Source organism: Pseudoalteromonas sp. MMG033 (assembly GCF_057197785.1).
In genome coordinates this window covers 4733366-4748736 of sequence record NZ_CM170070.1, presented here as the reverse complement: position 1 = coordinate 4748736, position 15371 = coordinate 4733366, and the positions used below count along the sequence as shown (strand labels likewise).

General features: G+C 42.3%; 12 protein-coding genes. 8 read left to right on the top strand and 4 right to left on the bottom strand.

The window, feature by feature from the left end; translation table 11 throughout:
- Positions 1 to 29 precede the first annotated feature (29 nt).
- Together AC2CZC_RS20625 and AC2CZC_RS20620 are read right to left on the bottom strand one after the other, a co-directional pair.
- Positions 30 to 3134 (bottom strand): efflux RND transporter permease subunit, encoded by a 3105-nt coding sequence (locus tag AC2CZC_RS20625; protein WP_484583224.1) that lies wholly within the window; start codon positions 3132 to 3134, stop codon positions 30 to 32.
- Positions 3131 to 4303 carry an efflux RND transporter periplasmic adaptor subunit gene (locus tag AC2CZC_RS20620; RefSeq protein WP_484583223.1) on the bottom strand — a complete coding sequence of 391 codons (1173 nt, stop codon included), beginning with the start codon at positions 4301 to 4303 and terminating at the stop codon, positions 3131 to 3133. Before AC2CZC_RS20620 ends, AC2CZC_RS20625 begins: the two co-directional genes overlap by 4 nt.
- A 164-nt stretch (positions 4304 to 4467) precedes the next feature.
- On the opposite strand from AC2CZC_RS20620, the gene AC2CZC_RS20615 reads away from it, so the two are divergent.
- The 7 genes from AC2CZC_RS20615 to AC2CZC_RS20585 all read left to right on the top strand — a co-directional run bounded on the left by AC2CZC_RS20615 (position 4468) and on the right by AC2CZC_RS20585 (position 11911).
- Entirely contained in the window at positions 4468 to 5289 is an 822-nt protein-coding gene (locus AC2CZC_RS20615) for a nicotianamine synthase family protein (RefSeq protein ID WP_211036840.1), read from the top strand.
- A gap of 3 nt (positions 5290 to 5292) precedes the next feature.
- Complete coding sequence (locus tag AC2CZC_RS20610) at positions 5293 to 6564, top strand: MDR family MFS transporter (protein ID WP_247686941.1); 1272 nt, start codon at positions 5293 to 5295, stop codon at positions 6562 to 6564.
- A 14-nt stretch (positions 6565 to 6578) separates the two neighbouring features.
- Positions 6579 to 7031, top strand: coding sequence for a hypothetical protein (locus tag AC2CZC_RS20605; protein WP_063363560.1), 453 nt, complete (start codon positions 6579 to 6581; stop codon positions 7029 to 7031).
- A 154-nt stretch (positions 7032 to 7185) separates the two neighbouring features.
- Positions 7186 to 7908 (top strand): ABC transporter ATP-binding protein, encoded by a 723-nt coding sequence (locus AC2CZC_RS20600; RefSeq protein ID WP_211036841.1) that lies wholly within the window; start codon positions 7186 to 7188, stop codon positions 7906 to 7908.
- A gap of 57 nt (positions 7909 to 7965) precedes the next feature.
- Positions 7966 to 9408, top strand: a complete 1443-nt coding sequence (locus AC2CZC_RS20595; protein ID WP_211036842.1) for an ABC transporter permease — start codon at positions 7966 to 7968, stop codon at positions 9406 to 9408.
- Positions 9395 to 10753 (top strand): DUF3526 domain-containing protein, encoded by a 1359-nt coding sequence (locus AC2CZC_RS20590; RefSeq protein ID WP_484583222.1) that lies wholly within the window; start codon positions 9395 to 9397, stop codon positions 10751 to 10753. The genes AC2CZC_RS20595 and AC2CZC_RS20590 overlap by 14 nt, the downstream gene beginning before the upstream one ends.
- 255 nt (positions 10754 to 11008) lie before the next feature.
- Positions 11009 to 11911: an IS5 family transposase gene (locus AC2CZC_RS20585; protein WP_484582065.1), complete on the top strand. Its 903-nt coding sequence runs from the start codon at positions 11009 to 11011 to the stop codon at positions 11909 to 11911.
- A gap of 127 nt (positions 11912 to 12038) precedes the next feature.
- Here the strand turns inward: AC2CZC_RS20585 and AC2CZC_RS20580 are convergent, their stop codons facing one another.
- Together AC2CZC_RS20580 and AC2CZC_RS20575 are read right to left on the bottom strand one after the other, a co-directional pair.
- Positions 12039 to 12776: an ABC transporter permease gene (locus tag AC2CZC_RS20580; protein ID WP_484583221.1), complete on the bottom strand. Its 738-nt coding sequence runs from the start codon at positions 12774 to 12776 to the stop codon at positions 12039 to 12041.
- Complete coding sequence (locus tag AC2CZC_RS20575) at positions 12773 to 13669, bottom strand: ABC transporter ATP-binding protein (protein WP_484583220.1); 897 nt, start codon at positions 13667 to 13669, stop codon at positions 12773 to 12775. Before AC2CZC_RS20575 ends, AC2CZC_RS20580 begins: the two co-directional genes overlap by 4 nt.
- A 552-nt stretch (positions 13670 to 14221) precedes the next feature.
- Between AC2CZC_RS20575 and AC2CZC_RS20570 the strand changes: the two genes are divergently transcribed.
- Positions 14222 to 15307, top strand: a complete 1086-nt coding sequence (locus AC2CZC_RS20570; RefSeq protein WP_484583219.1) for a GGDEF domain-containing protein — start codon at positions 14222 to 14224, stop codon at positions 15305 to 15307.
- The last annotated feature ends 64 nt before the right edge of the window (positions 15308 to 15371 follow it).

Here is a 15371-nt window from a genome sequence, read left to right as displayed (position 1 = left end):
TTGGTAAGTCTCCCTACCAAGGCATTTTTTTATGCTTGTTGTGATATCAAGCGTCTTTGTATGTTACTGAAGAAACCTTTGATGTCCTCTAGTACGACATATAAGCAAGGTACCATTATCAGGGTAACAAATGTGGCGAAGAGCACCGAGAAGCTTAGAGAAATAGCGGTTGGAATAACAAATTGCGCCTGTAAGCTCGATTCAAACATGATAGGAACTAAGCCCAAAAACGTGGTCAAAGATGTTAAAAATATGGCTCTAAAACGGGACACACCCGCATTGATGACCGCGTCTTTAATATCTTGACCGAGAATTCGGCTTTTATTTATCACATGCGTCATGACCAGTGAGTCATTGATCACAACACCCGCTGCGGCGATGATGCCAAAAATAGACATCATACTTAGGCTGTAGCCTAAAATGAAATGGCCCCATAGCGCACCGACTAAGGCAAAGGGGATAACCGACATCACGATAACAGGTTGGGCATAACTTTGCAGCGGCAGTGCGAGTAATACATAGACAACTAAAAGTCCGACAATGGCGAAGTTGACCATTTGGCTTTGCTCTTTGCGCTGCTCTAATAAAGCACCGCCGAGCTGTGTCATAAGCTCAGGATGTTTTACTTTAAGCTGAGGCAGAAGAGTCTCTTCGATTAATTTAGCCACGTCATTGATGGCTGATACTTGCTCGTCGACATTGGCACTGATAGTGATAACTTGATGGCCTTGCTCACGAGTGATCACCGATATCCCAGGTACTTCGACGGTTGTGGCAATATCACCAAAAAATACCTGTTCGCCATTGGACAATGTAATGAGCGTCTTATTTATCTCACTAACTTTTTCACGATCAGCATGTACGCCTTTGACCATAAAGATCACTTCCTGCCCTTCACGCATTACACGCTGCATCTCTATACCAAAATATCGGGCTGCAAGTTGCGTGGTTACATCACTTGCGGTGATTTGTAATTGGTGTGCCAATGGCTTGAGCTGCACTTGATATTCAGTTTGTGCGCTATCAAATGAAGAAAAGACACTGTGTACGCCGTCGACACTATTTAGTTTGTCGATGAAGTCCTTACTTGCCAGTTGTAAAGTTGCGATATCGTGTGCAAACAGTTGGTACTGTAAGTCTCCTTTTTCAGCAATATCAATGACATCTGATTCAATAGTGAACTTTTTAACTCCAGGTATAGTGGGCAGGGCTTCTCGCCAGCGCCTTGCTAATTCAAAGGTATCAAAAGGTCTGTCAGCTTCGGCGACTAAAGGCGTGACAACTTCAGCTTCAGTTAGATGATCAACGCGTGTATACATGGCATCGACCATGATTTTGCCTGTTTCAGCTTGTATTTCTTGCTCCACTCGTTGAATCAAGCTTTCAATTTGCCTTACCGCTTCCAGTGTTTGCGCCTCTGAGACGTTATTATTCATTTGAATGTTGATCGACGGATAGTCATGCGGCACTTTAGGGACGGGCGTAAAGCGAACTTGGCCACTGATAAGCAAGCTCACTGAAAAAACTAGCATCAAGACAAAGCCTATGATCACCGCATAGCGATGGTTGATGCTTAGTTTAAGCAGCGGCACATACCTTTTGTTTAACCCTTGTTGAAAGTGATTATTAAAGCGCGAACGCCAGTGTGTGCTAGACAGCTTAGGCATAGGAGTAGAAGCGAGGTGAGCAGGTAAAATCAGTTTTGACTCGATAAGGCTAAAAAATAAACATAAGATGCATACGCCAGCAATGGCAATAAATTGGCCTGAGTTGGGACCTGTGCTGAACATAAAGGGCATAAATACAGCGATGGTTGTTAACACACCAAATGTGGCAGGCATGGCGACTTTTTGCGTACCGAGAATGATTTGCTGATTAGAGTGTCCATGCTTTTCTATTTGCTCACATACGCTTTCACCGATGACGATGGCGTCGTCTACCACAATGCCGAGCACCATGATGAAGGCAAATAATGAAACTAAATTCATGGTGACACCGAGTACAGGCATAAACCAAAAGGCGCCGAGCATGGCAACGGGTAAGCCTAACATGACCCAAATGGCCAGTCGGGTGCGTAAAAACACTGCGAGTACGATAAAGACAAGTAGGGCACCCTGAGCTAGGTTGCTTAACATCATATTTAATCGACCATCTAGGTAGTAGGTGACGTCGACAAATTCGTAAATCTCTACTTCGCTTGGCAATGTTTGGCGTTTGCGCTCAATGTATGGCTTTACGGTGTCCACAACTTGTGTAAGTGACTGCTCTTTATCCGCTAATACCATAATATACAGGGCGCGCTTACCGTTAAATCGTCCCTGATTGAGTGACTCTTTAAAGCCGTCTTTGATAATAGCAATGTCCTTTAGGTAAATCTTTTCACCTAGCAAGCCGGTTAAAATCGGCACTTCTGCTATCCCCAGTCCAGTGTATTGGCGGGATTGCATTCTAAGGTAGATGTTACCGCTGGCAGTTTTAATTTGTCCTGCTGAGAGGTTATTGGATTGAGCGCGCAGTGCTGTTACAACTTGTGCAAGGGTTAGGTTGTACTCTCTTAGTTTATCAGGTGCGATTTCTATGGCGACTTCATAGTCAGGCATCGCAGATAGGTCGACATGAGAGATCCCTTTCAATTGTAATAATTCGTCTCTCATTTCATCTCCCAGTCGCCTTAATGACACGGGATCATCCAAGCCCGATACGACGACGCTAAATGCGCGCTGCCTTTGCACATTTTCATATACCAACAAGGGTTCCATATCGTTTGGAAAAGTTGCGATGCTGTCGAGCTTTAGCTTGATCTCATCTAGTCGTGAGGCAACGATTTCGTTGTTATGGAGCTGAACTTCGATATGGCCACCTGAAGGAGAAGCGGTGCTGATAATGCGCTTTATCCCCACTTGAGGTTTTAAGGCCTGCTCGATTTTTATCAAAATATTTTCTTCGATCTCTTTAGCGGATGCACCAAGTTGTAATGCTCTAATAGTCACCTTATTGCTATCTGATATAGGAAAGGTTTGCCGTTGAATACTGTTGTAGCCGAGTATTCCCATGCAAACAATCAGTAATAACATTAAGTTAGCGGCAACAGGGTGATTAACAAAGTAACCTATCAAACCCGGACGCTGACTCATTGGTTATCTCCTTTGTCTGCCAATCGCACGTTAGCGGTTTGTTGTTTTACTTGCATGCCATGCTGTGGATATTCAGGGAGCCGTGTCACAAGCTGATAGCGTCGCTGTTTGGGGGCGGCTATCAGTGCAAAGTCCTGTTCTTGGCGAAGTACAGGCGCAGAATACTTGGTCAGAGTTTGACTCTCATCTAGTAACCATACCGCCTTATTTTTAAGCTGTGCTTGCGGTATTTTGAGGACGTTTTTAAGCGTTATTCCATTGACATTGGCTTGTAAAAATTGACCAAAATACAAGGGGGTATTATCGCTATGTAATGCGTAGGGGTCGTCAATTCTTATTACATAGTATGCCATGCGTGTTTTCTCATTAAAGCGGCCCGTATGGCGTGTTAAAACGCCGTTTCTTTCAATGCTGCCGGTGCTTATTTGAACGTCTGTGATCGGCAATGTCGGTAAAAATGGACGGTCAAATCCAGCAATGGGTACATGCATTTCGCCATAACTTAAATTCACCAGCTGGCCCAGCGCTTGCGCTTTAGACACGACTTGCCCAAGCCCTGTATTTCGGTTGGTTACAAGTGCATCATATGGTGCATAGTATTTTGTTCTTAATAGGTTTTTATTGGCTTTCTCTAAGCTTGCTTGCGCAGCTTTTAAGCGTGCTTTGGCGCTCGCTACTTGGGGCTTTCTCAGTGCAAGCTCGGTGCTATTGGGGTTATGTGCCCACTCTTTTTTAGCGACCGCTGCTTTAGCCAGTTCTTCAGACAGAGTTGCTTGTGCAAGTGCTAGATTTGCTTGTTTGTCTTTTACTTCAGTCTCGTAATCAAATGGGTCAAGTGAAGCTAAAACCTCGCCCTTTTTGACGATCCCGCCCTCAATGAACTTGTTATTTAACCACACGATTTTGCCACTGAGTTCAAACGCAATGTCGGTTTTTTCGCTCGGTTGCAATACACCAGAAAGCGAAAGCTTTGTCCGATAATCAACAATAGTTAAAGGCTGTGTTACCACTGTTGGGCGAGTGTCTATGCGCGGGGATACTGCAACTTCTTTTTTTCCAAATATAAGGAGCGCTGCGCACGCTGAACCGCCTAAAATTAATACAGCAAGCAAGACCAGTAATCGCCCTGCATGTGTATGATAATAAGACTTATTTTTATTTATTCCCATGAAAAAAGACTCTGTCTGTATTTATTTTAATCGTAAATTTTATGTTTACGTGAAATGTAAGTTATTAAGAAGAATGAATTTATTCATCTTAATTGGTTTACATCAAGGTTACTTGTAAGTTATGTTATAACATAAAACAGGGACAATATAGTAAATTCTTCGTTATGAATATTTCAAATCAAGCACTCGTTCACGCAACTAAAATCGTGGATGGATTCCAACATATCAAGTCAATGTCCGCACTTGAGATCACCCCAGACAATATGACGACGTTTCATCAGTTTTTGGACTTGCTTTCTAATGAGCATGGCAGTGACTTTGCAGATAATGTTTTGGCACAACAAGAGATCCAAGCAATAAAACCTGGGATCCAGCAGCTGTTCAGTCAGGCATCGAGTTTATATGAGCGACATTGGGCAGAGCGTATCGTTCAAAGCTCAGATCCAAAGTTGACTTTGAGCAACGAATATCCGTATTACAAACATTACCAACGTGCCACAGGGCTGGAGGTAAACGCGATCCACTCATTGGCAGCGACGCCGGTCAAGAATGTATTAATGGTTGGCTCGGGCGCATTGCCATTGACAACACTGGCATTACATCAAAGTGGCTTGAGTGTTGATAACCTTGATATCAATGGCCCAGATCTATTATTGGGTCAGCAGGTATGCGATGCACTGTCACAAAAGCACCACATGAAATTTATCCACAATGATATTTGTGAGCAAGGCAATCTTGACCAATATGACGTGATTTGGCTTGCGGCCTTAGTTGGTGATGAGTCTTTGAAAGAGAAAATCATTGCGCACTTGTATGCACAGATGAAGCCGGGTGCACAGCTGGTTGTTCGTACGGCTTATAATTTACGCACCTTGTTATATCCAAGCATTGATGAGCAAGGTCTTGCCCCATTTCAGCTCAAACTGAAAATCCAAACCTATGCAGATAATTTCCACTCAATTTTAATTGCGCAAAAGCCAGAGTAACTTATGTCAATTTTTAGTTCTTACTTGCGGCTTTCGGCTGAGTATCGGTGGATGCTGGTTGCTGCCTTTGTGTTTAACCTTGGGTTTTACATGCTGATCCCGTTTTTGGCGGGATATTTGAAGCAAGATTTGTTACTCAGTGCCACCTTGGTGGGGGTTGTCTTAGGTGTGCGTTCATTTTGCCAGCAGGGCTTATTCCTAGTTGGTGGATTGCTTGCAGATCTATTTGGTGAAAAGAAGCTGATTGTTATTGGTTGCTTGTTACGTGCAGTTGGCTTTTGTCTGTTTTTATTCTCAGACATAACCGCGTTATTGTTTCTTGCTGCATTTTTAACGGGCTTTGCTGGTGCGCTATTTACACCAGCGGCACAGGCTTATTTTTCAAAGCAACAAGTGCTCAGCCGCGCGCAAATGTTCTCTTTAGTGGGGGTTGCGCGAAACGGTGGCGAGCTTCTTGGCCCAGTTTGCGGTGTGCTTCTACTCAACATTAGCTTTGATATGTTATGCATTGTCTCTGCATTACCTTTTGCATTGTTTGCACTGGTATTCACTGTGTTGATCCCTGAGCGTCAAAAGCAAGATAAAAGCGGCAATGATGATAAGTCCTCTGCGACCTCTCAAAATGGTGGCGTGAAAGCAATGGTAGCTGGTGTATTGGGTAATCGTGCATTTTTAAAGTTCTCTGCGGTAATGGCAGGGTATTTTATGCTTATCAACCAGATCTCATTCGCAATCCCCATGCATATTGTTGACCAACAAGGTAGTGCGAAAGATGTCGCTTGGGTATTGACCCTATGTGCATTGATCTCGATTTTTTTACAATTTCCTGTCACCAAACTATGCGAACGTTGGTTATCACCAAAGCAGTGGATAAGTATCGGTATCGCATTGATGGGTCTGTCTTTTGCAACGCTCATCCCCGCTTGGCCATATGAACATGGGGTGTTGTATTACCTGCCACTGAGTGTGTTAGCTGTGATTTTTACCCTAGGTACCATGGTGAGCTTCCCGTTTATTATGAGCGAGATCTCTGAATTGGCAAAAGACAAGTCAGTCGCTACGCACTACGGTTTTTTCTATTTATTCGCGGGAGTCGGCTTAATTGCAGGCAGCAGCGTGGTCGGCGTCGCGTTTGATTTATCCAATATCAGTGAACATCTAGCATGGTATTGCCTAATCCTAATTGGCCTAATTACGGCAATACTGAACACAGTGTTGAGCGCTTCTGTAACCCAAGAATCGCAAAGCAACGCAACCAGCACATCTACCCAATAAGTAAGGAACTTTAAATGATTCATCTCACCCCACAGCAGCAACGTGCTTATATGTCAGACTATTTAGAAAATGGTTGGCGTGAAGAACGCATGTCGTTTAGCTCGGTGTCGTTAGAGCCGGGTTATATCGACGGTAGAATTAATGTCGAGCACTTTCAGATGCCAGGAGACGGTCAATTTCATTTCAGTGCGCAAAGCGCGATGATTTGGATTTCTCAGCTAGGGATTATATACGGTTGCTGGGACAATCAGCTTAGTGAAAAAGCTGGTGAAGTGTATATACGAGGTTTAGATATTAAATTTAAACGCACAATTAACACCACAGAAGAAGTCCGTTTTGAAGGTTTTTTCCCAAAACACTGCAAAAAACACCTTTCAAAAGATCTGGTGTACTACAAAAATGCACAGATCCATGTTGAAGGTGGCGCATTTACAGGCACGGCTAGTTTCTTAGTGCCGACAGGCTAAATGATAAATGTTTCTATTTAATCAACAAATGTTATGTTATAACTAAGCAATATTGACGTAGTCGTCTATTTTAAGTTCCGCTCGAGCGATGAGAAATGCCTTAATTATGGGCGGTTATCGCTTTGGCGGAATTTTTTAGTATAAGGAGTGTTTTGTGTTAGAAGCCAAAAATTTAAAAAAATCCTTTTCAGATAAGCAGGTAATTAACGACCTTAGCTTTAGTGTTGAAGAAGGCCAAATCATGTGCCTGTTAGGTGCAAATGGTGCAGGGAAAAGTACCACGCTGAATATTTTTCTGAATTTCTTACAGCCAGATAGTGGGCAAGCTTTGATTGATGGTGTGGATGTACACAGCAGCAAAGGCTCAAAAGAAAAGCTTGTGTACTTACCTGAGCAGGTCAATTTATATCAAGAGTTTAATGCCATTGATAATCTTAAGTATTTGGCGAGTTTATCCGATTTATCTGTGACTGAGGCGCAAATCAATGCTGCTTTGGACGAGACAGGGTTGGAGCCAAGTGCGCGCTCACAATCTTTAAAAAATTACTCGAAAGGCATGAGGCAAAAAGTCGGCATTGCCTTTGCGATCATTCGACAAGCAAAGGTACTTTTATTGGATGAGCCGACATCAGGCCTTGATCCAAGTGCGACCTTAGAATTTATCCGCATCATCGAGCAGCTTGCGAAAAAAGGCGCTGCGATTTTGATGGTAACGCATGACTTTTATTGTGCGCACACGTTAGCTGACAAAATTGGGATCATGGACAAAGGCACATTGCTGACCTTGCTTGATAACAAGCAACTGCCATTGCAGACACTTGAAAATACTTACCATGAGTTGATTTCAGGAAAAAGTGTTATCCGCGAAGCAAGCTAAGCAGTCGTCGTGATAGTAGGTTAAACACTACTGTGTTCATACAGGAAATATAATTACATGATAAATCACAGAGTAATGAAGATATTTCGCCACGAATTAGCCAGTAAGCGTAAAAGCCCTAGCTTGTGGTTGATCTTCATCATGATCCAATTGTTGCTGGCAATCGCGTTATTCACAGGTTGGCAGCAGTATCAACATAACGCGCAAACGCAGGCAAAAGCCCAATCACTTGTTGAGCAGCAGTGGGAAGCGCAACCTGATAGACATCCACATCGAGTGGCGCACTTTGGTCACTTTGCTTTTCGTACGCCCAGTGCATTGAGCTTTTTTGATTTAGGGGTAAATTCTTGGGTTGGCAACAGCATTTTCTTAGAAGCGCATAAGCAAAACAGTGCTAATTTTGCCAATGATCAAGATGGCGGGACCTTACTGCGATTTTCAGAGTTAAGCAGTGCCAATATCTTATTAACGATTTGGCCGTTACTCATTATTGCGCTTGGCTTTGCAAGCATCAGTGGTGAGCAAAAAAGCGGGACTTTACGCCAACTTATGTCTATGGGCGTGTCATTTCGAGATTTAGTCACGGGAAAAAGCTTAAGCTATCTATTCTTGTCCGTGATCTTTATTTTGCCTGTTTTTATTTTGGCGTTGGTATTGGCAGCAAGTACAGGTGCAGCATTTTCATCTGAAGCGCCACTTCGACTATTGTTGCTATTCACCGTTTATGTGCTTTATTGCTTATTTTGGATTGGCTTAACGTTGTTTGTTTCTAGTTTAGTGAAAGCGCCGAAGCAAGCTTTGGTATTATTAACGTCGATTTGGTTTATTTTGACTATTTTGATGCCGCGTATGCTGGCTGAAATTGCACATAATCAGTACCCTCATCAAAAGCGCAATGACTTTGAATTAGCCATTAAACTGGATAACCGTAAAGTCGGGGACAGTCACAATCCGAACGATCCTTACTTTAATAAGTTCCGTGAAGACACATTGAAAAAATATGGCGTGAGCACGGTCGAGGAGCTGCCAGTCAATTACAAAGGGTTGGTAATGCAAGAGGGCGAAAAGCTTAATGCTGAGATATATAAAAAGCATTACGAAAAACAGCTTGAGCAATTCTCAGCGCAGCAGCGTTTTGTTAGCCAGTTTTATTGGTTGAATCCTTATTTGTTCGTACGAGATTTTTCAATGGCGCTCACGCGTACAGATACGAGGCATTTTTTAGATTTTGAGCAACAAGCAGAAGCGCACCGTTATGCGCGTATTCAAAAACTCAATAAGTTGCATACAGAAGAAATTGATCATCACAATGACAGAGATCAGCGCATCGATAAATCGTACTGGCAGGAGTTTGAAGCCTTTACTTATAAATCACCTGTGCTTGGTTGGTCATTGAGCCCGTTTTCTTTGGCTTGGTTGCTGCCTTTATTGGTAGTTTTAGTGATGTTTGGTTCATTAAATTCTAAAGGGATGCAAAGGAGAGTTTATGCTGCTGTTTAAACTTGAGTGTAAGCGACTGTTCTCAGGGGCTATCAATAAACTTGTATTGCTACTTTTTGTGATAGCGGGTGTATTTGCAATTTATCAAGGTGCGCAAGGGTATAAAACGCTGCGTATTGATCAGTACAAATCTAAAATCGTGTTTCAAAAAGAGCGTGAACACGTTAATAAAAGGGAGACTCTGCCAGCTCCAGGTTCTTTGGCTTATTATGCCAGCGCACCAACAGAGTGGAAACTCAGTCCGTGGGCTGCGTTGTTTGTCGGTGAAAGTCATTCATCTATGGTTGCCTCTAAAGTGCGTGCTACTGCATTGCAAAGCCAAATATTTAATCGAGAAATAGTCAACCCTGCGCAGCAGCGAACAGGGGGGTTAGATCTTGGCTTTGTCTTAGTGTATCTGTTGCCCCTTGTTATAGGTATCTTAACCGTTACTTTGATTTCTGATGAGCAACATGCAGGGCGCTGGCGAATGTTAAATGCACTGCCAAAAAGTGCATTTAGTCAGGTTGCAAAGCAGCTGGCGCTGCGCTTTGCTGTGATCTGGTTATTGGTGATCTTATTATTGGTTAGTGCGGCGATGCTCTTATCATTGCCATTTGATGGCATTTTTTGGACTGTGCTACTGGCAAGCACCTTATACATGGTGTTTTGGTTTGCCATTGCTACCTTGATCATGAGTTTTGGTAAAACGAGTGTGTTTAACAGCTTGGCTTATCTAAGTAGTTGGGTGGTTTTTGCCATGTTAGTACCAAGCGCTGTGCACTTATATTTGTCTAACCAGTACAAGACTGATGCTCCCCTTGAAATGAGTCTGACACAGCGTGTCACGCTAAATGATGGTTGGGATAAAGATAAGCAGCAAACTTTAGACACGTTTTTACAGTATGAGCCTAATTGGCAAGATACCGCGCCACTTGGCGAAGCATTTGATTGGAAATGGTATTATGCACAGCAGCATTTGAGTGATGTTGAGGTCGCTCAGTTATGGCAACAGTATCGCGACAATAATCAAGCGCGCCAGCAAACACTACAAACATTGAGTGCGTTGTCACCGGCCTTGTTCTTCCAGCTTAAATTAAATCAGCTCGCAAATACTAGCAGCGCTGATCAAGCTGATTATCGTTTGCAGGTGGCTGAATATCATCAACAGATCCGTCATTTCTTCTATGACTTTATGTTTTTTGACAAACCAGTCACTAAAAATGATGTTGAAAACTTCCCATTGTTTGAAGCCAAGCCACTTAATAAAGAAATCAATATTTGGCAAATATTGATCAGTGCCTTAGTCATTTTTGCATTGGCATTCTTTTCGGCTGTCCGTTTGAAGCAGTTACGTCCTATCTAAATTTATACCCCAAAGGCAGCTATCGCTGCCTTTATTTCTCTTTTCATATCTTTTGTCAAACTGACACAATACCGGGCTGGTTGAATTTTGTTCATTATTGTGGTTTTGTATTACTGGGTACATTTAATGCCAGAAGTCATGGCATCCATAAAAACTAGATGAGGGATCAATATGAAACGGCCTTGTTTCCTAAATATTTGAACTTCTGACCTTTTGCGTGATCAGATCAAAAAACATAACGCAACTCAAGCCACCATGACAAAGAAAATTAAGAACTGGTCTGCCTATAACCGAGCGTTGATACAGCGTGGCAATATTGCTATTTGGCTCAGCGACGACGCTATTCAACAATGGCAAACCGCAGAAAAACACGGTGGGCGTGGTCGTTCAAATAAATATACTGACTTGGCAATTGAAACTTGCCTGACACTTCGGTCTGTCTTTAATTTGCCACTTCGAGCACTTGAAGGGTTCGTTAATTCACTCCTCAATTTAATGGATGCACCTATTCACTCCCCTGGTTACAGCTGTTTGTGCAAGCGAGGAAAGACACTAGATGTTCAATATCGAACCAAGCCAACCACGCAGGGATTTATTGATATTGTTGTCGATAGCACTGGCCTAAAAGTTTATGGTAATGGCGAATGGCATACCCGAAAACACCGAGCCAGCAAGCGTCGGACTTGGCGTAAGTTGCATTTGGCTATAGATGCAGCCAGTCATGACATTGTCAGTGCAGAGCTATCAATGGTGAATGTATCGGATGGTGAAGTGTTAGGTGATTTACTACGGTCACTTCGGAGAAATGTTGACAGAGTAACAGGTGATGGTGCTTATGATACGCGTGATTGCTATGATGAAATTGCAGCCAAAGGTGCCGTAGCTCGTATTCCCCCAAGAGAAAATGCCCAATATTGGGAGAAAGGTCATCCGAGAAACAGCGCCATAATATTAATGCATCAATTTGGTTTAAAACACTGGAAGGAAAAGTCAGGCTATCATGAGCGTTCGCTGGCTGAAACAGGCGTTTATCGTTTTAAACAGCTTACGGGTGACAAATTAACAAGCCGCACCTTCAACAGCCAACACACAGAAGTAATGATTAAAGCCAAGGTGATCAACACGATGAACAGGCTAGGTATGCCTGAATATAGGTAAAAATAACAAGGCTGTCAGTAAAGGCCTATTTGATCAACAAGGCCACCCATATATGTCATCTCAATACAAATTTATGTGCCCCCTGCTCATGACAAGGTGCATTGAAAGTATGATACCAACAACAGACTTACTGAAGACGATTATATTTTTTGGCTGCTAACCAAGCACATGGTAAGGTGAAAGCTATTACTCCAATCAAATGCCAGCTCAAATCAAAACCTTGATGTAAAGATAAAATACTCAGTCCCAATTGTGAAAGGTGATAACTGGGTAACAACCATGCAACGAGCTGCAGTAATTCAGGAAACATGGTGATCGGTAACCACAAACCTGACAGCATTGAGATGGGTAAATAAACTAAATTCACCAGCGCTGGAGCGGCTTTTGCAGAGAAGCTCAACCCCATACACAGTCCCAACATGCAAAATGGAATTGTGCTTAAAACAGCCAAAAAATATAGCTGAATCCATTGCCCAAAAGCCATATTTACACCAGCAAGCACCACCGCTAAGCAGCTTAACAACACAAATATCAGGGACGAAAACACAATAGCGGTAAAGGTTTTGCCTAATAGATATTGGCTGGCAGGCATTGGCGATAACTGCTTGAGTGTCAGAAGGCCATTTTCTCGCTCGGTCGCAACATTCACACCGAAATTAAATAAAGCTGGGCCCATCACACCAAAAATTATGTAATTGACCAACAAGTAGCTGCTTGTTGTGGGGTCGCCCATCGCCACACCAAAAAATAAATAAAACGCACACGGAAAAGCAAGGGCAGGGATCACAAACCCTAAACTCCTAAATACACTTTTTAAGTCACACCATGCTTCTTGACGCAAGCTGTACAGGGATAAGTTGGTCATGCAGCTTGCTCCTGCTCTGTTAAAGTAATAAACGCCTGCTCTAATGAACTGGGTTTAACACTCAGTTGCTGACATTCAAAACCAGCATTAAACGCGGCTTTTAATAACTCATTAGGGGCCGGGCAGCACGTTTTAGCTATGCCCTTATCGAGCTGCCAACGCCACTTATACAGGTGTTTTTGTAACGACTCTAAACTATCGTTATAACGAAAACTTACTTCACTCACCTGCATGCTTTGACTAAGCTCAGCAGCACTCCCATGCGCTACAATATGGCCTTCATTTAGAATGAATAACTCATCACTTAAGGCTTCTGCTTCTTCCATATAATGTGTGGTAAGTAACACTGTTTTTCCTTGAGCTTTAAGTGCACCAATAGTTTGCCACATCTGTTTGCGTGCACTCACATCCATCGCTAGGCTTGGCTCATCTAAAAACACAATTTCAGGATTGCCAATAATTGCGATAGCAAATAGCAGTCGCTGCTTTAATCCGCCTGACAATTGGTTAAATGCTTTGTCACTATGCTGATTTAAGTCACACAAACGCAGTGCTTTAGTAATCTTCAACGGGGCACTATGATAGCTTGCAAATAGGGTTAGTTGCTCCTCTACGGTTAAATTACCAGGTAAGCTGCCTACTTGTAACATGGCGCCTACTCTCGCTTTTGCTTGCACAGATCCAGCTTGCATATTTAAGATACTTATCTTGCCTGCTGTGGGTTTTAAGCGGCCTAATAAAAGATTTATTAATGTCGTTTTACCAGCACCATTAGCGCCTAATATGCCATACACTTTGCCTTTGTCTAAGGTAAATGAAAGGTCATTTAGCACCGTTTTACCTCCGTAGCTGTGGCATAGCCCCTCTACGGTAATGGCAGTGTGTTCAGTCATAGTCTATCCCCTCATCATGGTTGCTTTTTCATACTTTTTATTGTCTCAGCAAGAGCCTGTATGTTTGCTTCTATCAGCGTCTTCTGGCATTGGCAGTTCGACCCAATTAAGTGCTTGAACTATATATCCTCTGGCATTCTGTCATCTTGTTGGTAAGGTTAGTGTGGCAATATATTTGCAATGGGGTTAGTGAGCATTGTCATTGATTTTTATGACAAATGTCATATTGAGGTAAGAAATAAACACTCCATTTATGTCAAGGTAAGGAAATCTCTCGGGGCAGCTTTTACTGCCTCGTTATCGTTATTTTATTCTCTACCAGCTGCATTTTGATGATTAACCACATGCAATAAAGCATTTTCTATCCTAGTTGTAAAATTGCTCACATACTGACTGTTTTACATAACCGCCACATTAAAGTAGCTATTCAAGTGTGGCAGAGGGGTCGGGTAGAAAGCGCGAGTGGTATGTGTTTAGCATTGATAATAGGAGAGGGGGAAAGCTCACCATAATGCTCTATACTGAAAATGTGTTGCTCGGCAAGTTTGTCATATGATCGAACATTTTAACCTCCTTTTTAGCAATTTTATCAATATTGGTTGCGACAAAGACGATGTCTATGCGCATAAGATCCGAGTGTGTAACATTTTCGCGCTCTTGTCTTGTACCATCGTTGTATTGGATGCCTGTCTGTTTGTCTTCTTTTATACATCTATTACAGCCGTTTTAATGATTATGCTGTTGGTAGTCGCTTGTTGCGTGGCACTGACTTTACAATTTTACAAGCATCACTACTTCGCTGGGCTACTACTTTTTCTCAGCGTTATAAGTTTTATTTTTATTCAGGCTTATTGGGTTATTGGAAACGAGGTTGGAATTCAAAATACTTTTTTGACCCTCTTACCTATGCCATGGCTGTTACTTGAAGGAAGCCGGCGAAGCACAAAAATACTCTTGTCCGTTCTTTGCTGTAGTTGCTACTTTTTTATTGAGTATCACCAGCCGATTGAGCCGATAATAACTTTACAGAGTGCACATAAAGGCGCTTTACAAATACTGTATGAATTGCTGGCTATGTTTGTGTTAATTTTAATTGCAGTTACATTTGATAATGATCGCTATAAATTTGAAAACGAGCTGAAAAAGATGGCGATGACAGATGGTTTGACTGGCATTGCCAATCGAAAAAAGCTTTTTATCGAGGGTGCCAAGGCACTGTGTGCGGTTAAGCGACACAAGTTGCAATTTTGTGTTGCACTCATGGACATAGATCACTTTAAAAAAGTAAATGATAATTATGGTCATAGCCATGGAGATGCTGCGTTGAAAATAGTGGCAAAATTATTAGCAGAAACTACACGAGAAAGCGATATCATTGGACGATATGGCGGTGAGGAATTTGCCATTATATTTCAAGGCACAGATATAGCTTCAGCAATCGATAAGTTGAATTTAATACGTAAAAAAATAGAAGTAGAGCAGATTTGTTATGGTGGCGTTTGTATCAATTGCACTGCAAGCTTTGGGGTTACTCAACTGAAGAGCTCAGGTCAAAGTTTAACCGAACTATTTGACCAGGCAGATGCTGCATTATATGACTCTAAAGATAAGGGGAGAAATTGCGTATCTGCTTACTAATTCCCTTATAAACACTAAACGTACCTATCATCAGCTGCTGTATTAGTTGAGTGTAAAACACAAT